Genomic DNA, 21,100 nt, shown 5'->3' with positions numbered 1-21,100 from the left:
CGGCATACCTGGAGGTATGCCGCCCGCCGCGTCGTGTCAGGCCGGTGACCGGCCGCCTCCCGTCAGGGCGCCTGGTCGCCGTTGAGGGCGGCGACGAGGGTGTCGAAGACGTTGTCCGTCAGGGCGGTGGTGCCACCCAGCAGGAACGCCTGAGCCGGGTCGAGGGCGACGATCGCGTCCAGCGTGTCCGCCGGGATGTCGTCCGTGCGGCTCAGCATGACGGGGACCTGCTGGATCCCGGCCAGGGCCGAGCCGGCCAGCGCGTCCGGGTAGTCCAGGCCGGTGGCGACGTGGACCGCCGGGGCGGGGTTGGTCTCGTCATAGCCGAACCGTTCGGCCACGGCCACCGAGGTGCCGTAGCGGTCGGTCCCGGCGAGACGCTCGGTCGCGCCCAGGGCGGTGAAGACGTCTCCGCTGACAGCACCCTCGCCGCCCAGGACGATCACCTCGGGGTCGCCGAGCGCCTCCAGGGCGGTGGTGAGCGAGCCGGGCACCGTGGCGGTGCGGGTCAGCAGGACCGGCACCCCCTCGGTGGCGGCCAGCGACGACGCGGACAGGGCGTCGGCGAAGGCACCGTTCTGACCGGTCGCCACGTAGACGTGGTCGACGTCGCCGTACTGCGTCGCGAGCAGCGCGGAGGTCTCGTAGCGGTCCTCGCCCGAGATCCGGCTGACCTCGCCGTAACCCTCCAGCGCCTCCTCGACGTCCTCGGAGACCGCGACCTCGCCACCGAGGATGACGATGTTGTCCGGCTCGAGGTCCTCCAGCGCACCGATGGTGGCCTGGGGCAGCCCGGCGGTCCGCGTCAGCAGGATCGGGGCGGGCGAGCCGTCGGGGGCGACGGCGACCTCGCCGCTCGTCGTCGGCAGCAGGCCGCGGGCGGCGGGTGCTGCGCCGGAGAGCGCGTCGGCGAAGCTCTCGCCGGTGGCGATGTAGACCGTGCTCACGTCCTCGGGGTAGGCAGCCGCGATCCTGGCCGCGGTGTCGTAGCGGTTGGTGCCCGCGATGCGCTCCACCGGCACGGTCTCGTCGGTGTCGGCGGTGAGGCCGACGAGGACGGGGTCGTGGTCGGAGCTGGCGAACTGGTCGTCGCTGTGGAAGTCGACGAGGTTGTAGTTGCGCCGGCTGTACTGGAACGCGATCGACTCATCGCCGTTGATGTCCCACACGCCCGCACCGGACACCAGCTCAGTGGCCGCCTCGTTGGCGAAGACGTGGTCCAGCGAGCCCAGGCGTCCGCTGAACTGGTAGGTCATCGAGTCCGGCTCGAAGGCGCTGGCGACGTTGGTGTAGCCGGCGTCCTCGATGACCCGGACCGGGTCCTCGCGGCTGTAGGCGTTGAAGTCGCCCATGAGGAAGACCGCCTCGTCCGCGAACATCTCCTCCGACCAGGCGCTGAGCGCCTCGGCCTGCGCGATGCGCGCCGGGTTGGCCCGGCCCTGACCGGTGCCGTCGTCCTCGCCGGACCCCTTCGACTTGAAGTGGTTGGCGATCGCCACGAAGGACGTGCCGTCGGTCGTGGTGAACTCCTGCGCCAGCGGGTAGCGGGCGTTGGCGAAGGCGTCGTCGAGCTGGATCAGCGAGGGACCCTCGAGCGACACCTCGGACGGGTCGTAGATGAAGGCGGTGCGGATGACGTCCTCGCCCGGCGGGGTCACCGTCGGCGACGGGGCGTAGGCCCAGCGCTCCTCTCCCGCCTCGGCGTTGAGCGCCGCCACGAGGTCGGCCAGCGCCTTGTCGCGCGGGTGGTCGATGTAGGACAGCGCCGCGGAGTTCTCGATCTCCATCAGCGCGAGGACCTCGGCATCGGTGCCGTTGATGGCGGTGACGAGCTTGGCCTGCTGGTCCAGGAAGGCCTGCTCGGACCAGGCGCCCCGGACCTCGCAGAAGTCGGTGCCGACCGGGTTGCCGAAGCGGTCGGCGTAGTAGTCGCAGCCCTCTTCGTCCCGGCCGAGGTCGGAGAAGTAGTTGAGCACGTTGAACGCACCGATCTGGACGTCGCCACCGACCGCGGGCGGGTCGACCTCGCGGTCGTTCTCGCTGGTGATCGGGTCGACCGCGCTCTCCGAGCCGACGACCTGGCCGACCGGCTGGTAGTTCCACTGGAAGCGGTAGTCCAGGATCACCGGCGAGGCGAAGGTGACCTGCGAGCCGGTGCGGTGCGGCTCCTCGGCGGACAGGTAGGGCAGCGCCGAGGACTGGGCCGTGCTGTTGCGCAGGTAGTCCCAGCTCGAGCCGTCGTCCAGGGTGATGTAGCGCTCCTGGTTGGCCGCCTCGTAGGCCTCGGCCTCCTCGCCCGGCAGCACGCGGTCCGTGGCCTGGTAGAGCGGCTCCTCACCCAGCGCCAGACCGATCTGGCCGTACTGGTTGAGCTGGTAGTTGTTGGTGATGGTGTAGGTCCCCTCGGGCTGCACGAGCATGCCCTCGTAGACCTCCTTCTCGGCGTCCGTCACCGGCAGCGTCGAGAGCGCGGTGGGCGTGACCGCCTCGCAGCCCTCGACGACGTCGACGAAGCCGCCGGAGATCTCGGTGAGGCCGTTGTACTCGACCACCTCGGCCCCCTCGACCTGGAGGCAGTCGCCGATCTCGGCGTTGTCCGCCGCCCACGAGCTGTAGAGGAAGATGCCGTCCGAGGCGTCGCCCGGCACCTTCTCCACCCCGCCGGTGCCGGCCGTCTGCAGGTAGACCCCGCTGAAGCCGCCGGTGGGGTAGGCCGCGGTCACCACGCCGCTCGTGTTGACCGTTTGGCCGACCAGCTCTGAGGCCTCGCCGGTGCCCTGGATCTCGGCGATGCTCGCCTCGACCGGGTCCGGGTCGGGCTCCGGCTCCGGGTCGGTGCCACCTCCACCGCTGTTGGTGGGGGTGGGCTCGCCGCGGGTGAAGTCGGCGGCGTTGTCGTCGGTGTCGACCGCGTCGGTCCGGCTCGCCGAGGTCGTGTTGCTCAGCCTCTCCGCCGCGGCGCTGCCCTCGAAGAGCGAGGCCGAGCCGTAGCCGACCAGGTCGACGACCTCCTCGCCGGAGGTGAGCTCGACGCTGCCGCTGGAGCCGCTCATCGAGGCGCCACACTCCGCGTCCGGGTCGGGCAACGGGGTGGTGCCGCCCGCGCCCGGGTTCTGCTGGATCAGGAAGTGGGTGCCCGGGGCGACGGTGCCCGACAGTGCGCACGTGCCGCCGCCGGGGTTGCCGGAGGAGGAGTAGTAGGTGACGGCATACCCGTCGAGGTCGATCGGCTCGTCCGTGGAGTTGAACAGCTCGACGAAGTCGTGGGTGTAGTCGGCACCGGAGTTGCCGCCGCCGCCGTAGACCTCGTTGATCACGAGACCGGGCCCGGCCGCGAGGCTGCTGGGGGCGAGGGCGACCAGGCCGGTGACGGCCAGCGCGCACGTCGAGGCGGCCGCGACGGCACGCCGGAGGGGGATCTGCATCTGTTGCACTCCAATGGGCAAGGGACAGGTATGCCGGGACGCCACGGACCCGGTGCCAGTGAAGGTAGCCGCTGGCACCGACAACCGCGACCAGGACCCGCTGCGTGGGGGGAGGTTTCACCCCCCGTTCGCCGGCTGGTATCGCTCCGGGCGTGGTCGGCGTGGGAACCCTTGACCCTAGGACCTCATCGGTTAGCGTGTGTCGCGGTCGACACTCCCTGCCCTCTCGTCACATCTGTCACACGAACCTCTGGAGTCCCGCCCGGATGATCACGATGGAGCGCGTCAGTCTGCGCTACGCCAAGGGCGACCCCTGGGCGTTGCGCGAGGTCGACCTCGACGTCACCCGGGGCGAGTTCTGCTTCGTCGTGGGGGAGTCGGGCTCCGGCAAGTCCTCGCTCCTGCGCCTGGTGATCCTCGAGCAGCGGCCCTCCGCCGGGCGGGTGCTCGTCGCGGGGCACGACCTCGGCGCGCTCGCACCCCGCCGCGTGCACCTGCTCCGGCGGCAGATCGGCACGGTCTTCCAGGACTTCCGGCTGCTCTCGGGCAAGACCGTCGACCAGAACGTCGCCTACGTGCTGCACGTGCTCGGCGCGAGCCGGCACGAGATCCGGCAGCGGGTCCCCGAGACCCTGGCCCTCGTCGGCCTGGAGGGCAAGGGCAGGAGGCTGCCGCACGAGCTGTCCGGCGGGGAGCAGCAGCGGGTTGCGATCGCGCGCGCGATGGTCAACAAGCCGCCGATCCTGCTGGCCGACGAGCCGACCGGCAACCTCGACCCGGACACCAGCCAGGAGATCGTGGCGATCCTGGACCGGATCAACCGGGCGGGGACCACGGTGCTCATGGCCACGCACGACACGACGATCGTCGACCAGTTCCGCAAGCGCGTCGTCCAGCTGCGTGATGGCGAGGTCGTGCGCGACCAGGCCGAGGGCGGCTACCGGCAGGTGGTCGTGTCGTGAGGCCGGGCTTCCTGCTGGGCGAGGTCGGCAACGGCCTGCGCCGCAACTTCTCGATGTTCGTCTCCGTCGTCCTCGTGACGATGGTCTCGCTCTTCTTCCTCGGCGTCGGGCTGCTCGCGCAGGCGCAGGTCAACACGGCCAAGGGGGAGTGGTACGACCGGGTCCAGGTCTCGATCTTCCTGTGCACCCCTGACTCGACCGACGCCCCGGGCTGCGCCGGCGGCGCGGTCACCCCGGAGCAGCGCGACCAGGTCGAGGCCGACCTGCAGGGGCTGGAGCCGCTGGTCACCGAGTACTTCTACGAGTCCAACGAGGAGGCATACGAGCGCTTCACCGAGCAGTTCCGCAACAGCTCGGCGCTGGACTCGGTGCCGCAGGAGTCGATCCCCGCCTCCTTCCGCGTCAACCTGTCCGACCCCTCGAAGTACGACGTCATCCGCGCCGCCTTCGAGCAGGCGCCCGGCGTGGACAGCGTCGAGGACCAGCGCGAGGTGGTCGACAAGCTTTTCGCCTTCCTCGGTGCCCTGAGCTGGGGCGCGCTGGCGCTTGCCGTGGCGATGGTCGTCTGCGCCGTGCTGCTCATCTCGACGACGATCCGGCTCACCGCGTGGACCCGGCGACGGGAGACCGCGATCCAGCGCATGGTGGGGGCCTCCGCCTTCTCCATCCACCTGCCGTTCGTCCTCGAGACCGTCGTCGCGGCGCTGCTCGGCGCCGCGCTGGCGGTGGGTCTGCTCTGGGCGACCGTGCGCTTCGGCATCAGCGGCTTCCTGTCCGAGCTGCTCGCCGGTGAGAGCGGCCTCGTGAGCCTCGTCGGCGAGCGCGACCTCTGGTTCCTCACACCGTTCCTCGTCGGCGGCGCGTCCTGCTCGCCGTCGTGACCTCCTGGATGGCGCTGCTGCGCCACGTCAGGGTCTGAGAAGGAGACACCGCATGGCACCCACGTCCCGCACCCCGCGAGAGAGCGGCGCGACCCGGCGACCGACATACCGACCGCGGGTCAGGCGTGCGCTCGCCGTCGCGCTCGTCGGTGCGCTCGGGGTCGCGACCCCGGCCCTGGCCTCCGACGAGCTGGAGGACATCCGCGAGCGGCTCGCCAAGGTCGAGCAGGAGCGGCGGTCGGCCGCGGACGAGCGGGAGGCGGGGGAGCAGCGGGTCGAGGACCTGCACGAGGAGCACGAGCACTTCAGCGCGGAGCTCGAGACCGCCCAGGCCCGGCTGGCCGAGACCGAGGGCAAGGTCGAGCAGGCACGGGTCGTGCTCGACGAGGCCGAGCTGGACCTCGCCGACGCCGAGGCCGAGACCGAGCGGATCGAGGGCGAGCTCGCGGTCGCGCGGGAGAACGAGGCGCAGATCGAGGACTCGATCGAGCAGGTCGCCTCCGACCAGGAGCAGACGCGCTCCACGGTCGGCGCGATCGCGCGGGAGAGCTACAAGGAAGGGGGTATGGGCTCGCTCGCCACCACCCTGGAGCTGCTGTCCGGCGAGGCGGACGCGGTGGACCAGATGTCGATGGCGCGGACCGTGCTGCGGGTGCAGGACCAGCAGATCCAGCAGCTCGCGACCCAGGAGGCCGAGCAGGTCGCCGAGCAGGACCGGCTCACCGGGATCCGGTCCGACATCGACTACCTGCTGGCCAAGGCCGAGGCCAACGTCATCGCCAAGGAGCAGGCGCGGGCGGCGGCGGACGCCGCGAAGGTCGAGCTCGAGGAGCTGGAGGCCCAGCAGGAGCAGGCCAAGGCCGACCTGGAGACCGAGAAGGCCAGGGTCGAGGAGTCCCTCGCCGCGGAGGAGCAGCGCGCCCAGGACCTGGAGAGCGAGCTGGCGGCGCTGGCCGAGACCAAGCACGGGCTGCAGACCGAGGAGGAGGCCGAGCTCCAGCGGATCGCCGAGGAGGAGGCCCGGCGCAAGGCCGAGGAGGAGGCGCGTCGCCAGGCGGCCGCCGAGGCCGCGGCGAAGAAGGCCGCCGAGGAGGAGGCGGCGCGCCAGCGGGCCGCCGAGCGGGAGGCCGAGCGTCAGCGCGCCGCGCAGGCCGAGGCGCAGCGGCTCCGGGACGAGGCCGCCGCTGCGGAGGCGGCGCGCCGTGCCGAGGTTGCGGAGGCCGAGGCCGCTGCTGCCGCGCAGGCGGCCCAGGAGGCTGCCCAGCGGGAGGCAGCGGACCGTGCCGCCGAGCAGGAGCGGGCCTCGCGGGCGGCCGAGGAGGAGCGCAGCGCGGCGGAGGCCGGCTCATCCGGGGTGCTGTCGTCGCCGGTCAACGCCCCGATCACCAGCGAGTTCGGCAACCGCTTCCACCCCGTCTACCAGATGTGGCGGCTGCACGCGGGCATGGACTTCGGCGCCGGCTGCGGCACCCCCGTGGTCGCCGCCGCGGACGGCGTCGTCTACAGCTCCTACTTCGACGCCGGCGGCGGCAACATGGTGATCGTCGACCACGGGGTGCAGCGGGGGGTGAACCTCACCACGAGCTACCTGCACTTCCAGAGCGCGGCGGTGGTCTCCGCCGGTCAGTCCGTCAGCCGCGGGCAGCTGCTCGGGTATGTCGGCACGACCGGCTCCTCGACCGGCTGCCACCTGCACTTCGAGACGCGGGAGAACGGCACGCCGGCCAACCCGCGCGGCTGGCTCTGAGTCAGCTGCGGCCGTAGACCCGCTGGACGAAGTCGACGATCTTGTCCTCGTCCACGCTCCGGGCGAGGTCGGACTCGCTGATCATCCCCACCACGTCGTGACCGTCGACGACGACGAGCCGCTTGATCTGCTGGTCGCCCATGACGCCGACCACCCGGTCGACGTCCTCGTCGGGCGAGACCGTCGAGACGATCCCCTGCGTGACCGTGCCCACGGCGACCGCGCCCACGTCGTGCGAGGCGGCGACGCCGTTCACGACGATGTCGCGGTCGGTGATGATGCCGGCCAGGGCTCCGTCGTCCGAGGTGACCGGCAGCGCCCCCACGCCGTGGTCGCGCATGAGGGTGGCGGCCTCGACCAGCGACGCGCTATCGCCGACGGTATGGGCCTGCGGGGTCATGATGTCGCGTGCGGTGGTCATGCTCACTCCTCGTGGTCGGGCGGTCCTGCTCGTGCCGCCCCACCCTGCCTGGACCCCGGCACGGCGGCAACCGGAGCACCATCGGTCTACGTGCCCTGCGTGGACGACAGAAGGTCGGCGGGATCGGTGATCTGGATCTCGGCTATCTCGCGGGAGAAGTCCTCGGTGTTGTTGGTGATGAAACGCGTCGCACCGGCGACCACGGCCGTCGCCAGGTGGGCCGCGTCGGCAGGCCGTAGACCGTAGGTACTTCCGAGCGACACCGAGAGGCGAGCGGTGCTCACGTCCAGAGGCAGGAGCGTCAGGCGCGAGAGGAGGCCGAGCAGGGCCGACACCTCCTCGTCCCGGCCGGCTCGTCGAGGTTTGGTGAGCACCTCGGGCAGGAGCAGGACCGAACCAACTCCCACAGTGCCGTCGGTCGTCGCCGCGTCGAACAGCTGACGGACCGGACGCCCGAGAGGATCGTCCGGGGCGGCAGCGTAGATGAGGACGTCGGCATCGAAGGCATCCATGCGGATCAGCTGTCAGCGAGGATCACGGTCGCGAGCGAGGTCGGCGACCAACTGCCGCGCCCGATCAGGGGAGATCGTTCCCGCGGCTGACAGTGGCGCATGACGCGCCGCCTCCAGCATGTCCCGCAACTCGTCGCGTCCGCGATGAGGGCCTCCGCCCTCCGGGTGCGCAGGACATCGGGCCGGACGACCACGGCGACGGGTCTCCCGTGCAGCCTCGACGCCAGAAACCGGCGGACGGCATACCGGTGGTTCACCTAGACTTGACCGGCCATGCCCAAGGACTCCGGACGCAAGCTGATCGCCAGCAACAAAAAGGCCCGCTACGAGTACCTCATCGAGGACACCGTCGAGGCCGGCCTCGTGCTGACCGGGACGGAGGTGAAGTCGCTGCGGCACGGGCGCGCGAGCCTGGTCGACGGGTATGCCACGCAGTACCAGGGGGAGCTGTGGTTGGAGGGGGTGCACATCCCGGAGTACACCCAGGGCACGTGGACCAACCACTCCGCGCGCCGGCGTCGCAAACTGCTGCTGCACCGCGACCAGATCGACAAGCTGGTCGCCAAGGCCGAGCAGGCCGGGCACACGATCGTGCCGCTCTCGCTCTACTTCGTCGACGGCCGCGCGAAGGTCGAGATCGCGCTGGCCAAGGGCAAGAAGTTGCACGACAAGCGGCAGACGCTGCGCGAGCGGCAGGACCGGCGCGAGGCCGAGCGGGCGATGTCAGCCCACCTCAAGCGGCACGGCTGAGGCGCCGCGCCACCACCGACGGGCGGGCGAAGAGCACCATCCCCGCGATCGCGAAGATTGCCGGCAGGGCGTAGATCAGCAGCGAGAGCCCGTCGATAAAGAACAGCATCAGCCCGATGGTCGCCGGAGCTCCAGGACCGCGGCGCGGAAGACCACGACGGGGGACACGGCGGCGGCCAGGGACGCGCCCTGAGGGGCTCGCGGAGGCGGCATGACCAGCACGAGCGCCCAGGCTCCGAGGGTGGCGGCAGCGACCACGAGCAGCGCCCACGTCGAGGGCACCGCCATCTCGGCCCCGAGGAAGGTCAGGACGACACCGATGACGACCAGCGCACCGGCCATCGCGCCGACCATGATCGTCAACGGCCTCAGGTCGGTCGGGGCGCCGCTCGTGCCCGTGGAGGTAGTCATGGCAGCGACCCTCTCACGGCGTGCGGAATCTGCGTGGCCCGGCGCGCGTTGACCCACTAGAATGATCGTCTGCCCGGCTACGGCCGCGCAGTTTGACAACTGCACAGCGTGAGACACCCCCATGGGGGTGATCGGTTTCGACGTTGCTCGACACTTCAGGGGAAGCGGGTCGAGGATGCAAGGTCATCTCGTCAAACGCTCCTTGCGAAACCAATAGCTGCCAATTCCAAGCGCAGCGACTTCGCCCTCGCCGCCTGAGCGAGCCCGAAGTCTGTCAGCCTGAGCTCGTCATCGGCTCAGATCCTGGCATCATCTAGATGACTTGCTGCGTGATCTGCGCTCGAGGGATCACGCGGGACTCCTACTCGACTGGGCCTGTCAGGGAACGTGTGCGCGCGAGCCCTGGGGCCGAGAAAATCCACAGCGCACTGCACCCGGAGAAGCCCTGATTTCTCGGTAACGGACGCGGGTTCGATTCCCGCCACCTCCACCCACGTGTCTCACGCTGTGCGGCTTGTCGCACGTCGCCCCCAGATTCCGCATGAGGATGCGGATCTGGGGGCTTCGTGCTGGGGGACGCAGATGGCCGCGTCGAGACACGAAACGCCAAGATCTCCGTCACGTCGAGGGTCGCACCCACTCCCTCAGCATGTTCGAGATCCTCACGGACGCCGAGGCGGCCCCTGCACATCGCCGAGGCCGACGCGGCCGGAGGCACGTTCGTGCCCCCGGCCCAACGTCGCGCGGCGTAGCAGTCACAGGCGGCCAGGAATCCTCTGGCCCCCAGGGTCCACTTATACGGTCTTGAAGTGTGAGTGCCCTTGTCGGGGCGACTGACCTGCGGTGACGCTCCGGTTGCGATGCTCAGTGTGTGTCCCATGTGGGCAAGTCCCGCTTCCGATGCTCCGCCTGCGACACACGGCGCAGCGATGTGCCGGCACGATTGCTGAAGATCAAGGCCCGAGTGGCTCGGCAATCCGCTCTGCTCTCGTGATTGCATCGTGTCGCTCCGATAGAACCATGCTCGAGAACGGTCACCAGCCGGAGTAGGCCGCGACGTCCTCATCGGTGACCTCTCCGCCGACGGCGGCGTCGATGGCGCGGGTGAGCAGGTTGACGCCTCGGTCGGCTTCCTCGGGGGTGATAACCAGGGGTGGGGTGATCTCCAGGACGTTGTCTCTGACCGGGTAGACGACCGCGCCGAGGCGCCAAGCGGCCATGACAGTCTTGGCCGTCAGGGCTGGAGCCGGGTCTAGGGTCCCCTCGTGGACCAGTTCGACGCCCAGGGCTAGTCCGCGGCCGCGGACGTCGCCGACGTTTTCGGCGCCGGGACGGTCGGAGGCGGCGTAGCGGCGCAGTCCGTCCGTCATGCGTTCGCCGAGCTCCATGGCCGACCTGGCCAGGGTGCCGTCGCGCAGGAGGCCCAGCACGGCGCGGCCGGCCGCGCAGGACACCGGGTTGCCGACTGTCGTCATCAGGGCCGAGGCGGTCGGCTCGTCGAGGCCGCCGGCGGGGCCGACCACGGCCGACAATGGTAGGCCCGATCCGAGGGCCTTACCGAGGGTGACCAGGTCGGGTAGGACGTTCTCGAGGTGATGCGCCATCAGGTGTCCGGTCCGGCCCAGGCCGACCTTGACCTCATCGACGACGAGCAGGGTGCCGTGCCGGTCGCACAGCGCCCGCAGCCCGGTGAGAAAACCCTCCGGCGGCACGATCAGACCGCCGTCGGACTGGATGGGTTCGACGATGATCCCGGCGACGTCCCCGCGGGCGAGGTAGTCCTCCACCCGGGCGAGCGTCCGGTCGAGGAGGTCGTCGGCCTTGCCGGTCCACGGACGGTAGGGGTCGGGGTAGGGGACCAGGTGAAGGTCCGGGTCGGCCGTCGCCCCGCCAGCGACATGCAGCCCGGAGACGGCCATCGCGGTACCAAGACCTCCGTGGTACCCGTTCTCGAAGGCGACAATGGCCGGACGGCCGGTGCCGTGCCGCACGGCGCGCAGGGCCACGTCGTTCGCGTCGGTACCCGCATGCCCCAGGTAGACCCGCCGATCCTCGCCGGTGGACGGCACCATCTCGAGCAGCTCCTCGGCCAGCAGCACCGCCTGCGGGTGCGTACCGGAGAGCACCGAGCCCCCGGCCTGGGCGCCCATCGCCTCGGTTACCGCCTGCACGACCACCGGGTGGGCATGACCCAGGCCGGTGGCCGTCCAGCTGGCGCTGAGGTCGAGCAGCTCACGGCCCTCCGGGGTGGTCAGCGTGGCGGCCCGCCCGGAGGCGACGACCTGGGGGAAGAAGCGCAGCTTCTCCACGCCCGCGAGGGCGTGGGCATCGGCGGCATACCACTCCTCGTCCGTACGCGGGCCGGGGCCGGTGGCGTCGGTCATCCGGAATCCTCCTGGTGGTTGTCGAGGCGGGGGTTGGACCACAGGTCGGCCGCGGCCAGGTAGCCGCACACGAGCGCGACGGCCACCTGTCGGACGGCGTCCTCGTCGGGCAGGAACTCGGGGTGGTGCAGCGGCGGGGGGCTGGGGTGACCCTCGACCTGCACGCCGACGAAGGCCATGACCGAGGGCACCACCTCGCCGAAGAAGGAGAAGTCGTCGGCGCCGAGGGAGCGCATCGGCTCGGTCACCTCAGTGCCGCACCGCTCCAGCCAGCCGTCCATCCGGTCCACGAGGTCGGGGTCGTTGGACAGCATCGGCTCCCCGGAGGTGACGACCATCGTGGCCTCCAGGCCGTAGGACTCGGCCTGGCGGGCCGCGAAGTGGCGGACCTGCTCCTGGATCCGTAGCCGGTCCGGGTGGGAGGTCGTACGCAGGGTGGCCAGCAGCCTGGCCTCGCCGGGCAGCACGTTGGCGCTGCGCTCGCCGGCCTGCAGGTGTCCCACCGACAGGGTGCTGGGGTGCATCGGGGAGATGGTGCGGCGCATCACCTCGGGTAGCCCGAGCACGATGTGGGAGATCGCGGCGACGGGGTCGCTGGCGTGGTGCGGGTAGGCCCCGTGCCCGCCTCGCCCCCGCAGCACGATCTCGATCTCGTCCGCGGCGGCGTTGACGACACCGGCCCCGGTGGCCACGGTTCCTGGGGGCACGGTCGGGTGCACGTGCGCGCCGATCGCCGCGCCCACACCGTGCAGGGCCAGCGCCTCGGAGGCCACCACGTCCTGCGCCCCCGAGGGATAGGTCTCCTCGCGCGGCTGCAGCAGCGGCACCAGCCCCACCGGAAGGGTCAGCCCCTCGGCGGCGCGCACGACCGCGACGAGCGCGGCCAGGTGCACGTCGTGCCCGCAGGCGTGCATGACCCCCGAGGTCGAGGCGTATGCCGCGCCCGTCGCCTCCCGCACCGGGAGCGCGTCGAGCTCGGCCCGCAAGAGGGCGGCCGGGCCTGTGGCCGGGCCGATCCGGCCGATCCGGCCGGTCTCGGCGACCCGTTCCAGCGGGACGCCCAGGGCCGTCTCGACGGACAGGGCGGTGGCTTCCTCGTCCCCGGAGGGGCGGGGGTCTCGGTGCAGCTGGCGGCGCAGGTCCAGGGCCGCGTCCAGGTGGTCCTCGACGGCCTCGAGCCACCGGTGGCGCAGGGTGTCCAGCTCTGTACCGAGGGCGGGCGTGGTGGTCACCGGTTCTGCCCGAAGCTCGTGGTCGGCACCCGGTCCAGGCCGTACACGCGACGCGCGTTGTCCGCGGTGATCATCCGTGCCACGCGCTGCTGCTCCTGCTCCGGCCAGCCCTGAGGGCCGGACCAGGTCTGCAGGGCCTGTGTCAGGCCGCGGCGGAAGAGCTCGGCGCGAGGTGGAAGAGCTCGGCCGCGCCGAAGGCGTCGGAGGAGAACAGCGCCTTGGCGAACGGCGTCAGCTCCAGCGACTCGGCGATGACCTGGGCGGACTGGGCGCCGGTGTAGGTGACGGCTAGGCCCACGTCGCAGTAGACGTGCTCGAAGACGTGGGCGAGGTAGCCGGCCTCCCGGTGGTAGGGGTAGCAGTGCAGCAGCATGAAGCGCGCCCCGCTGCCGCGGGCCAGGCGCATCAGTTCGGTCAGCAGCAGCGGGTTGCACCGGTGCAGGTCGACGTCGGGGTCGCCGTAGCGACGTGCAGCTGGATGGGCACTGCCCGGTCGATCGCGCTCCACCACCCGTGCCTGATGAGCACCGGGTCGGTCAGCCGCAGCGGGGTGCCCGTCGGGGTGGCGTCCTTCCAGTTCTGGCTCGCGCGGGCGACCTCGTCCTCGCCGGGCCGGGTGGGGTCGATGTCGAAGCCGCCTCGGTAGGCCGCGATGCTCTTGACCCCCACCGCACGGCTCAGCTCGTGGTCCAGCCGCGCCGCGAAGGCTGCCACGAAGTCGGCGGGTGACACGTCCTCGGCCACCTGTTCGGCCAGGCGCTCGAGGCGCACGACCTCGGCATACCCGGCGCCGGCCACCTCGCCCATCTGGGCGGGGTCGAGGATCTCGTCGGCCTTGTGGCCGGTCTCCACGACGTAGTCGCTGATGCCGCTGGCCCGCAGCAACCGCCGGCTTGCCTCGGGGCCCAGCTCGGCACGGCGGGCGAGGTAGTCCTCCGGCGCGGCGAACGGGGGCAGGTCGAGCACGGGGGCGCAGTGGCGGCGGATCGCGAAACCGAGCTGGGTGTCGAAGAAGGTGGTGCCGGCCGGGGCAGGGGCGTCGGACTCGGTGATGAGGTCCTCGAACCGTGCCCGGCCCAGCGTCGCCTCGAGGGCCCCGTGGCAGTGGTGGTCGACCAGCGGCAGGTCGGCGATCCAGTCAGTAGGCACGGGCGTACCACTCGCACTGCTCGGACTCCGAGAGCTTGCTCACCTCGTCCAGCTCCACCCTCTTGATGCGCAGATAGGTGGCGATGAGCTCGGGGGCGAACCAGCCGGTGACGACCTCGTCCTGCTCGAGCAGGTCGAGCGCCTGCCCGAGATCGCGCGGCAGCTCGGTCATGGCGGCGCTGGCGCGGTCGGCCTCGCCGACCTGCAGCTCGGCGGGCTCGATGCCGCTGCGCAGGCCCTCCATCCCGGCGTGCAACAGCGAGCCGAGCAGGAGCCAGGGGTTGGCGCCGATGTCGCCGCCGCGGAACTCCAGGTGCAGTTGGGGCGCGGGGTCCTTGCCGTCGATCTCGACCGTGGGGCAGACGCGCAGCAGGGCCTCACGGTCGTGCAGCCCGAGGAAGACCCCGGCGGAGGACCACTGGTGGGGACGTAGGCGCAGGTAGGACACGCTCAGCGGCGCGAAGATCGCCGCCAGCGCCCCGGCGTGGCGCAGGATGCCTGCGGCGAACCGTCCGCCGAGCTCGGAGAGGCGGCCCGGGCGGGAGGGGTCGAACATGACGTTGGTGCCCTCGGCGTCCTGCAGGCCGAAGTGGACGTGCACGCCGTTGCCGGTGGCTCCCGGCTGCACGACGGGGGAGAAGGTGGTGCGGTGGCCGGCGGCGGAGAAGACGTCGCGGACCAGGTCGCGGGTGAGGATGGCCCGGTCGGCGGCGCGGACTGCGTCGGCCCGGCGGACGGTGACCTCGTACTGGTGCTCGCCGTACTCGGCCAGCCAGGTCTCCGGCTCCAGGCCGCTGCGCTCCATCGCAGTGACCAACTGTGAGCCGACCGGCTCGGCGGCGCGGAAGTTGCGCCACGAGAACGGGTGGTGCTCGCCCTCGACGTCCAGGTCCATGAACTCGTGCTCGAAGGCGGAGGCGACGGTGAGGCCGAACTCGCTTTTGAGGGTCGCCACGGCGTCGCGCAGGAAGGTGCGGGGGCAGCAGGACCAGGGTTGGCCGTCGGTGGTGACGATGTCGGCCAGCACGAGAGTGGTGTCCGGGCGGCCGGGGACTCCGGTGATGACGTGGGAGGCATCGGGGTCGGGTGCCAGCCGCAGGTCGCCGGTCGAGCCGAACGGGATCTGGTCGGCGATGTGGCCGCTGGCCCCGATGCCCAGGTTGGCCGGCACCCAGCCGGTGGTGTCCCCTTGCTCGAGCAGGGCGGTGGGCATCGATCGGCCCTTGGTGATGGCCGACAGGTCGCTGGTGGCGACGAAGGTCAGCGCGGTGAGGCCCTCGGGCCGGGGGGTGGTCATCCCAGGTCCTCCTTGGTGAGGCGGGCGCCGATGCGTTCGGCGAGCTTTGGTGCGGCCAGGATGACAGCCAGTCCGGCTAGGCACCACGCGGCGGCGATCCAGGGGAAGTACGTGTAGGGGGCCTCCTGGCCGGCGACCTGCACGACGTACACGTAGACGAGGTAGACGATGCCGCCGGCCGGCAGGACGACCTCCCAGCGGCGGATCGGGGAGTCGGGGCGGAAGGTGTGCCGGATGGCGCCGACGGAGGCCATGCCGTAGGCCACGACCATGCAGAGGGTGGCGATGGTGGCGTACCAGTAGTAGACCTCGACCGGGCCTCCGCCGATGGCAGCCAGGAGCAGGACGAGCAGGACGGTGAGCATGAGCACGGTGACGGTGGCGACGGTGGGAGCACCGGTGCGGGGGCTGGTGCGGGCCAGGGCCGACGGGCCGAACCCGTCGCGGGCCAGGGCGAACACGAGCCGGGCGGCCGCGGCCGAGCAGCTGAGCAGCGAGGCGAACGCCACGCAGAAGGCGATGATCGAGATGATCACGGCGAACCAGGGGCCGATGTAGGTCGACCCGAGCTCGGTCAGCGTCGAGCTGGCCCCGGCGAAGGCCTCCTGACCCGCGGTGTCGGTGCCGTAGCCGATGGTCTGGGCGAACATCACGAGGGTGTAGATGACGCCGGCCAGCACGACGGCGTAGGTCAGCGCCCGGGGGATGGTGCGCTTGGGGTCGCGGGTCTCCTCACCCAGCGAGGTGCCGGACTCGAAGCCGGCCCAGGAGAGGAAGCCGAAGACCGAGGCGGTCATGATGGCGGTCCAGGAGGCCTCGCCGGGCAGGAGGGTGCCCAGGTCGATACCGGTGCTGACCGGGGCGTCACCGGAGGCGACCCGGGCGATGACCACGAGGCTGAAGATGACCATGACGACGATGCCGACCATGCCGATGGCCAGCAGGGTGCGGGTCGTCACCGTGGACTCACGCAGGTTCAGCAGCAGTGCGGCCGCCGCGGCCACGACGGTGATGAGGACCCAGGTCCCGGTGGGCAGCGTGAGGCCGAACTCGCCGAGCATCGCCTCGAAGAACACCGCGCAGGCGCCGGTGATGCAGGCGGAGAAGAAGAGGTAGGTCCCCAGGAGCGCGAAGCCGCCGAAGAAGCCGCGCGCGGGCCCAGGGTCGCGCCGGCCAGGGCGTAGACGCTGCCGGCATGGGTGAAGTAGCGGGTGAGGCGGATGAACGCGTAGGCCACGAGCATCACGCCGGCGAAGGAGATCGCGAAGGTGAAGGGCACGGCCTTGCCGACCAGGCCGGCCACGCCGATGCCGTTGAGCGACATGGCCATGACCGGGCCCATGAAGCCCACGGACAGGGCCGTCACCTCCCAGACCCGCAGGTTGCGGTGCAGGCCTGAGGGGGTGACCTCGGCCTTCTCGGGCGGTGGTGCCAGGGCTGAGGTGTCGGCGCTGGTGCCGGTGGTGCTGTTCATGGGGAAGCCTCTCCGAGGGGAACGGCATCCATGAAACAGGCTGTTCAGAACCGGCGTCAAGAGGTTGGGCGTGAAAAATATTTTTCTGCACGTTGTTACCCGTCGGTCGGGGGGAGCGAAGACGGTGCGTCCGGGTCAAGCACCTCACGCAGCCCCTCCAGCCGCTCGACCCGGTGTCGTCCCTTCTCGCCCAGCCGCAGGGTGACTGCGGCGACGAGCGTCTCCACCAGGCCAAAGGCGGGCAGGAGAGAGTCGAACGGGGAGGGCGCGTCGACCCTGGTGGGGAGCACGACGTCGGCGTGCTCGGCGATGGGGGAAAGCCCAGGGTCGGTGAGCAGCAGCACCCGGGCACCCCCTCGCCGGGCCTCGGCGGCCAGACGGACGGTGCGCTGGTCGTAACGGCGGTAGTCGAAGACGACCAGGAGGTCGTCCTTGTCGACCTCGCCGACCAGCACGATGCGGGCGAACTCGTCGGAGGGCAGGACGGCGACCTGGTCGCGCAGCAGCTGCAGGTGGTGCACCAGGTACTGCGCCAGCACGTGGCTGAAGCGGCCCCCGACGACGGAGATCCGCACGCCGGGGGTGCACAGCAGGTCGACCGCACGGTCGAACTCGCTGACGGGCAGCTCGTGGAACGAGGCGTCCAGGGCGCCTCGCAGCGTCGCGAGCGAGGACATGAGGACGCCTCCCTCAGAGGTGCGCTGCAGGACCTCGTCGTACTGCTCTACCGGCGAGCCCATCTGCGCGTGCACCTCCCGCCGCAGCGCGCGCTGGAACGCGGCATACCCGGGAAGACCGAGGTGGGTCACGAACCGCACGACCGTAGGGGTGCTGACCCCGGCCCTGGCGGCCAGTTCCCCTGCGGTCGCCAGACCGGCCACCGGGTAGTCCGACAGCAGCGCGCGGGCCACCTTGCGCTCCGATGCCGTTAGGTCAGCCATGGCCTCGCGTACGGTGGCGGCGACAGGACGTGGGTGTGTCCGGTCGTCCATGTGTGTGCCCATCCGCGGAATGCTAGTGCGCCACTCAAGGCGTCACCCGTTCATGCAGCAGTCCCGAAGGACTCTTCGCGTCGGACTCGTGGGAATCGGCGAGGTGGTCGTGGGCCTCTGCCTATGGTTCCGCAGAGGCCTCGGAGGGTCCACGGATCGCCAGCGGCGATGCTGACTGGCTCGTATCGCTCACTCAGTGGGTTTCCTGGTCCTAGGCGTCACGATGCTGGCCCTCTACCCTTGACACATGAGCACCGTCACGTCCGAGAGCACCGCCCTCCGTGCGGTGGTTGTTGCTCATCGTGACGCTCTTGAGCAGATCCTTGAGCGCTATGGTGCGACCAATCCACGATTGTTCGGCTCGGTGGCCAGAGGCGACGCGACGGCGGACAGCGACGTCGACCTTCTGGTGGATCTGTTGCCGGACTTAGGGAACCCCCTCCTGCGCGTGGCGGGCATGGGCGAGGAGCTCAGCGACGTCTTCGGCCGCCGCGTCGATGTGGTGACGCCGACCCTTCTGCGCGCTGAGGTGTCGAGTACCGCGCTCAGCGATGCGGTGCCGGTGTGACGCGATCCGAGCAGGAACGCTGCGCCGACATCCTGCATGCGGTCGAACGATGCCAGGGCTACACCCAGCATCTTGCGTCCGGCGAGCTCCAGGAGATGGCCTACGACGCGGTGCTGCGCAACTTGGCCGTGATCGGGGAGGCGGTGCGGGTACTTCCCAGCGAGACGCGCGATCGGGCGCCGGACATCCCATGGGGAGCGATCGCGGGACTGCGCAACGTCGTCGTGCACGAGTACTTCCGTGTCGACGCCGAGTTGATCCTCGACATCGTCGACAACCAGCTCGGTCCCTTGGCCGATCGCCTTCGTCAGATGTGAAGGACCTGTCTCGTGGGAAAGGTGCCGACTGGCGCCGATCGAGACTGACACAGGGCTGACACGGGGGAGCGGCCATGAGCATCCATGCTGGTCGGGGCGGTAGCGAGGAGTTTCCCGCCACCTCCATCACCCATGTCTCACGCTGTGCCGTTGTCACGGCCCTTTCGCTGTGATCCCTGGCCCCGCCCACGCGGCATACCCGGTGACCGCCTTGGGCCGACGGCGCGCCCGCAAGGATCGGCCCCAGCGTTCACGTGAACGCTGGGGCGGTCGGCCTCGGGCGTGGCGCCGTCAGGACTGCGAGGCGGGCTGCGCCTCCTGCGCCTCGGCCTCGGCCAGCTTGGCGCGGACCTCGTCCATGTCGAGGGCGCGGACCTGGTCCACGACGGACTCGAGGTCGCGTGCCGGCAGGGCGCCGGACTGGCGGAAGACGAGGACGCCCTCCTTGAAGGCCATGATCGTCGGGATCGAGGAGATCCCGGCTCCCTGGGCCAGCGCCTGCTGGTCCTCGGTGTCGACCTTGCCGAAGACGACGTCGTCGTACTTCTCCGAGGCCTTCTCGTAGTTGGGCGCGAACATCTTGCACGGACCGCACCACTCGGCCCACCAGTCGACCAGCACGATGTCGTTGCCGGTGACGGTCTGCTCGAAGGTGTCGGCGGTCAGGTCTACGGTGCTCATGGTCAGTCCAACAAGCACGTCCGCCGCCTGATTCCGAGCCGCGCGAGCTGCCTGCTAGCGTCACCACATGCGAATGACTCGCGGTAAGGCCGCTCGTGGTCCCGTCCTGGTGCTCGGCGCCTGCTCGCCGTCACCGCCTGCACCGACCCGACCCAGCAGGGATCGGGTGATACGGGCGGTGCGGCAACCGAGGGCGAGGACAGCGGCGCGGGGAGCGAGGTCGTCATCGCGACCGGCGGCGAGCCGGACAGCTTCAACCCCGTCCTCGGGTATGCCCGGTGGGGCGACGGCAAGGTCGTCGAGGGACTGGTGCGCCTGACCGCGGAGCTGGAGCAGGAACCGCTGCTGGCCACCGACCTGCCGGAGGTCTCCGCCGACGGGCTGACGTTGACCTTCACGCTGCGCGAGGACGTGACCTTCCACGACGGCAGCGAGCTCGACGCGCAGGACGTCGTCGCGACCTACGAGACCGCGATCGACCCCGAGACCGCGTCGCCGGTAGCTGCCGACCTGACGGCGCTGGAGGCGGTCGAGGCGGTGGACGAGACGACTGTCCGTTTCACGCTCTCCGAGCCGCAGTCGTCCTTCGTCGCCGCGACCGTGCTGGGCATCGTGCCCGCGGAGTCGCTGGACCCCGAGCCCGCCGCCTCCGCCGACGTCGTCGGCACCGGTCCCTACGCCATCGAGACCTACCGCCCCGGCGAGCGCGTGATCCTCGAGGGCTACGACGACTACTGGGGCGAGCAGCCGCAGGTGCAGCGCGCGACCTTCGTCTTCGTCGAGGACGACGCCGCCCGTGCCGCCCGGGTCGCCTCCGGCGAGGTCGACGGCGCGCTGCTCCCGGCCCAGGCGCTGGACCGGGTCGAGCAGGACGACGACTTCGAGGTCGTCCGACGCGACACCGCCGACTTCCGGGCGCTCGTCCTGCCCGAGGAGCACCCGGTCGCCGGCGACCCGGCGGTCCGCGCGGCGCTGCACCAGGGGCTGGACCGGCAGGCGCTCGTCGACGGCGCTCTCGCCGGGGCCGGTCGCCCCGCCTACGGGCCCATCCCCCCCGAGGCGCCGGAGTACGCCGACGTCGTGGAGGTCGAGACCGACGCCCAGGCCGCCGCGACGACGTTGGACGAGGCCGGTTGGGTCGAGCAGGCCGACGGCACCCGCGCCCGGGACGGTCAGCGCGCCCGCTTCACGCTGATGTATCCCGCTGGTGACACGCTGCGGCAGAACGTCGCCCTGGCGGTCCAGGCGCAGGCGGCCGAGCTCGGCATCGAGGTCGAGCCGGAGGGTCTGAGCTGGGAGGCGATCGAGCCGCGCATGCGCGAGGACGCCCTGGTCTACGGCAGCGGCAACCCCTACAACGCCGACCTGTCGACCTACCCCCTCTTCCACTCCTCACGCGCCTTCCAGGGTTTTGACAACCCCGGCGGGTATGCCTCGGAGGCCATGGACGCGGCGCTGGAGGACGGGCGCTCGGCGCAGGCCGAGGACGAGCGGGTGCAGGCATACCAACGGGTGCAGGAGCAGCTCGCGCAGGACCTGCCGTGGGTCTTCCTCGCCTACGTCGAGCACGACTACGTGATCCGCGCCGACACCTGGAGCGGCTGGGACGTGCCGCTGGTCGAGCCGCACGAGCACGGGCTCCAGGGCGGGCCCTGGTGGAACCTCCCGGCATGGACCACGACCGACCCCGCGGGCTGACCCGGCCGCGCCCCGGTGCGGGCACCAGGGGCGGCGGGACCGGCGCCCTCGTGGCCCGCCGGCTCCTGCTGCTGCCGGTGCTGGCCGGGATGGTCACGCTGGTGATGTTCGCGCTGGCGCAGCGCTCGCCCTTCGACCCGGTCATCGCCGCCCTCGGCGAGCGGGCGCTCACCCTGGACGGGCCCACGCTGGAGGCGAT

The 21,100-nt window shown here is 71.0% G+C and carries 20 protein-coding genes and 1 other RNA gene; 8 read left to right on the top strand and 13 right to left on the bottom strand.

Annotated features, from left to right (window positions below; all coding sequences use genetic code 11):
* Positions 1-62 precede the first annotated feature (62 nt).
* Positions 63-3,425: an ExeM/NucH family extracellular endonuclease gene (locus tag BJF80_RS07390; RefSeq protein WP_083673517.1), complete on the bottom strand. Its 3,363-nt coding sequence runs from the start codon at positions 3,423-3,425 to the stop codon at positions 63-65.
* Positions 3,426-3,691: 266 nt separating this feature from the next.
* Between BJF80_RS07390 and ftsE the strand changes: the two genes are divergently transcribed.
* The 3 genes from ftsE to BJF80_RS07375 are packed head-to-tail and all read left to right on the top strand — an operon-like array spanning position 3,692 to position 7,015.
* A complete protein-coding gene (gene ftsE / locus BJF80_RS07385; RefSeq protein ID WP_075812575.1) occupies positions 3,692-4,387 on the top strand; it encodes a cell division ATP-binding protein FtsE in 696 nt (231 codons plus the stop codon).
* Complete coding sequence (ftsX, locus tag BJF80_RS07380; RefSeq protein WP_321166361.1) at positions 4,384-5,268, top strand: permease-like cell division protein FtsX; 885 nt, start codon at positions 4,384-4,386, stop codon at positions 5,266-5,268. Before ftsE ends, ftsX begins: the two co-directional genes overlap by 4 nt.
* A gap of 52 nt (positions 5,269-5,320) precedes the next feature.
* On the top strand, positions 5,321-7,015 hold the full coding sequence (locus BJF80_RS07375) for a M23 family metallopeptidase (RefSeq protein ID WP_075812573.1): 1,695 nt from the start codon (positions 5,321-5,323) through the stop codon (positions 7,013-7,015).
* A gap of 1 nt (position 7,016) precedes the next feature.
* On the opposite strand, the gene BJF80_RS07370 is transcribed toward BJF80_RS07375, so the two are convergent.
* Both BJF80_RS07370 and BJF80_RS07365 read right to left on the bottom strand, forming a co-directional pair.
* Positions 7,017-7,436, bottom strand: a complete 420-nt coding sequence (locus BJF80_RS07370; RefSeq protein WP_075812898.1) for a CBS domain-containing protein — start codon at positions 7,434-7,436, stop codon at positions 7,017-7,019.
* 86 nt (positions 7,437-7,522) lie between these two features.
* Positions 7,523-7,948: a type II toxin-antitoxin system VapC family toxin gene (locus tag BJF80_RS07365; protein ID WP_075812571.1), complete on the bottom strand. Its 426-nt coding sequence runs from the start codon at positions 7,946-7,948 to the stop codon at positions 7,523-7,525.
* 273 nt (positions 7,949-8,221) lie between these two features.
* Between BJF80_RS07365 and smpB the strand changes: the two genes are divergently transcribed.
* Positions 8,222-8,698, top strand: coding sequence for an SsrA-binding protein SmpB (smpB, locus tag BJF80_RS07360; RefSeq protein WP_075812569.1), 477 nt, complete (start codon positions 8,222-8,224; stop codon positions 8,696-8,698).
* Here smpB and BJF80_RS20720 read toward each other — a convergent pair.
* Together BJF80_RS20720 and BJF80_RS07355 are read right to left on the bottom strand one after the other, a co-directional pair.
* Positions 8,682-8,807: a hypothetical protein gene (locus BJF80_RS20720; RefSeq protein WP_269087379.1), complete on the bottom strand. Its 126-nt coding sequence runs from the start codon at positions 8,805-8,807 to the stop codon at positions 8,682-8,684. The two genes, smpB and BJF80_RS20720, sit on opposite strands and share 17 nt — an antisense overlap.
* The gene (locus tag BJF80_RS07355) at positions 8,807-9,109 is read right to left on the bottom strand and encodes a hypothetical protein (protein ID WP_143554020.1); all 303 of its coding nucleotides are present in this window, start codon (positions 9,107-9,109) and stop codon (positions 8,807-8,809) included. Before BJF80_RS07355 ends, BJF80_RS20720 begins: the two co-directional genes overlap by 1 nt.
* Positions 9,110-9,232: 123 nt before the next feature.
* On the opposite strand from BJF80_RS07355, the gene ssrA reads away from it, so the two are divergent.
* Positions 9,233-9,602: a transfer-messenger RNA gene (gene ssrA / locus BJF80_RS07350) on the top strand.
* Positions 9,603-10,143: 541 nt separating this feature from the next.
* On the opposite strand, the gene BJF80_RS07345 is transcribed toward ssrA, so the two are convergent.
* From BJF80_RS07345 to BJF80_RS07320, 7 genes are all read right to left on the bottom strand, one after another.
* Entirely contained in the window at positions 10,144-11,493 is a 1,350-nt protein-coding gene (locus tag BJF80_RS07345; RefSeq protein WP_075812565.1) for an aspartate aminotransferase family protein, read from the bottom strand.
* Complete coding sequence (locus tag BJF80_RS07340; protein WP_075812563.1) at positions 11,490-12,725, bottom strand: M20 metallopeptidase family protein; 1,236 nt, start codon at positions 12,723-12,725, stop codon at positions 11,490-11,492. Before BJF80_RS07340 ends, BJF80_RS07345 begins: the two co-directional genes overlap by 4 nt.
* 142 nt (positions 12,726-12,867) lie before the next feature.
* Positions 12,868-13,131 carry a hypothetical protein gene (locus BJF80_RS19945; protein WP_237767483.1) on the bottom strand — a complete coding sequence of 88 codons (264 nt, stop codon included), beginning with the start codon at positions 13,129-13,131 and terminating at the stop codon, positions 12,868-12,870.
* A gap of 8 nt (positions 13,132-13,139) precedes the next feature.
* A complete protein-coding gene (locus tag BJF80_RS19940; protein WP_237767482.1) occupies positions 13,140-13,874 on the bottom strand; it encodes a hypothetical protein in 735 nt (244 codons plus the stop codon).
* A complete protein-coding gene (locus BJF80_RS07330; protein ID WP_075812561.1) occupies positions 13,864-15,171 on the bottom strand; it encodes a type I glutamate--ammonia ligase in 1,308 nt (435 codons plus the stop codon). Before BJF80_RS07330 ends, BJF80_RS19940 begins: the two co-directional genes overlap by 11 nt.
* Complete coding sequence (locus BJF80_RS07325; protein ID WP_237767481.1) at positions 15,168-16,673, bottom strand: APC family permease; 1,506 nt, start codon at positions 16,671-16,673, stop codon at positions 15,168-15,170. The genes BJF80_RS07330 and BJF80_RS07325 overlap by 4 nt, the downstream gene beginning before the upstream one ends.
* Before the next feature lie 67 nt (positions 16,674-16,740).
* Complete coding sequence (locus BJF80_RS07320) at positions 16,741-17,637, bottom strand: MurR/RpiR family transcriptional regulator (RefSeq protein ID WP_083673516.1); 897 nt, start codon at positions 17,635-17,637, stop codon at positions 16,741-16,743.
* A 247-nt stretch (positions 17,638-17,884) separates the two neighbouring features.
* On the opposite strand from BJF80_RS07320, the gene BJF80_RS07315 reads away from it, so the two are divergent.
* Both BJF80_RS07315 and BJF80_RS07310 read left to right on the top strand, forming a co-directional pair.
* A complete protein-coding gene (locus tag BJF80_RS07315; protein WP_075812557.1) occupies positions 17,885-18,205 on the top strand; it encodes a nucleotidyltransferase family protein in 321 nt (106 codons plus the stop codon).
* Complete coding sequence (locus BJF80_RS07310) at positions 18,202-18,522, top strand: HepT-like ribonuclease domain-containing protein (RefSeq protein WP_075812555.1); 321 nt, start codon at positions 18,202-18,204, stop codon at positions 18,520-18,522. The genes BJF80_RS07315 and BJF80_RS07310 overlap by 4 nt, the downstream gene beginning before the upstream one ends.
* Before the next feature lie 291 nt (positions 18,523-18,813).
* Here BJF80_RS07310 and trxA read toward each other — a convergent pair whose 3' ends face one another.
* Positions 18,814-19,203 carry a thioredoxin gene (trxA, locus tag BJF80_RS07305; protein WP_022926171.1) on the bottom strand — a complete coding sequence of 130 codons (390 nt, stop codon included), beginning with the start codon at positions 19,201-19,203 and terminating at the stop codon, positions 18,814-18,816.
* A 309-nt stretch (positions 19,204-19,512) separates the two neighbouring features.
* Between trxA and BJF80_RS07300 the strand changes: the two genes are divergently transcribed.
* The gene (locus BJF80_RS07300; protein ID WP_083673515.1) at positions 19,513-20,901 is read left to right on the top strand and encodes an ABC transporter substrate-binding protein; all 1,389 of its coding nucleotides are present in this window, start codon (positions 19,513-19,515) and stop codon (positions 20,899-20,901) included.
* The last annotated feature ends 199 nt before the right edge of the window (positions 20,902-21,100 follow it).

The organism is Serinicoccus sp. CUA-874 (assembly GCF_001942225.1).
Classification (GTDB): Bacteria; Actinomycetota; Actinomycetes; order Actinomycetales; family Dermatophilaceae; genus Ornithinicoccus; species Ornithinicoccus marinus.
Note: the sequence above shows the minus strand (reverse complement) of the source record. Positions and strands in the feature narration are given on the sequence as shown.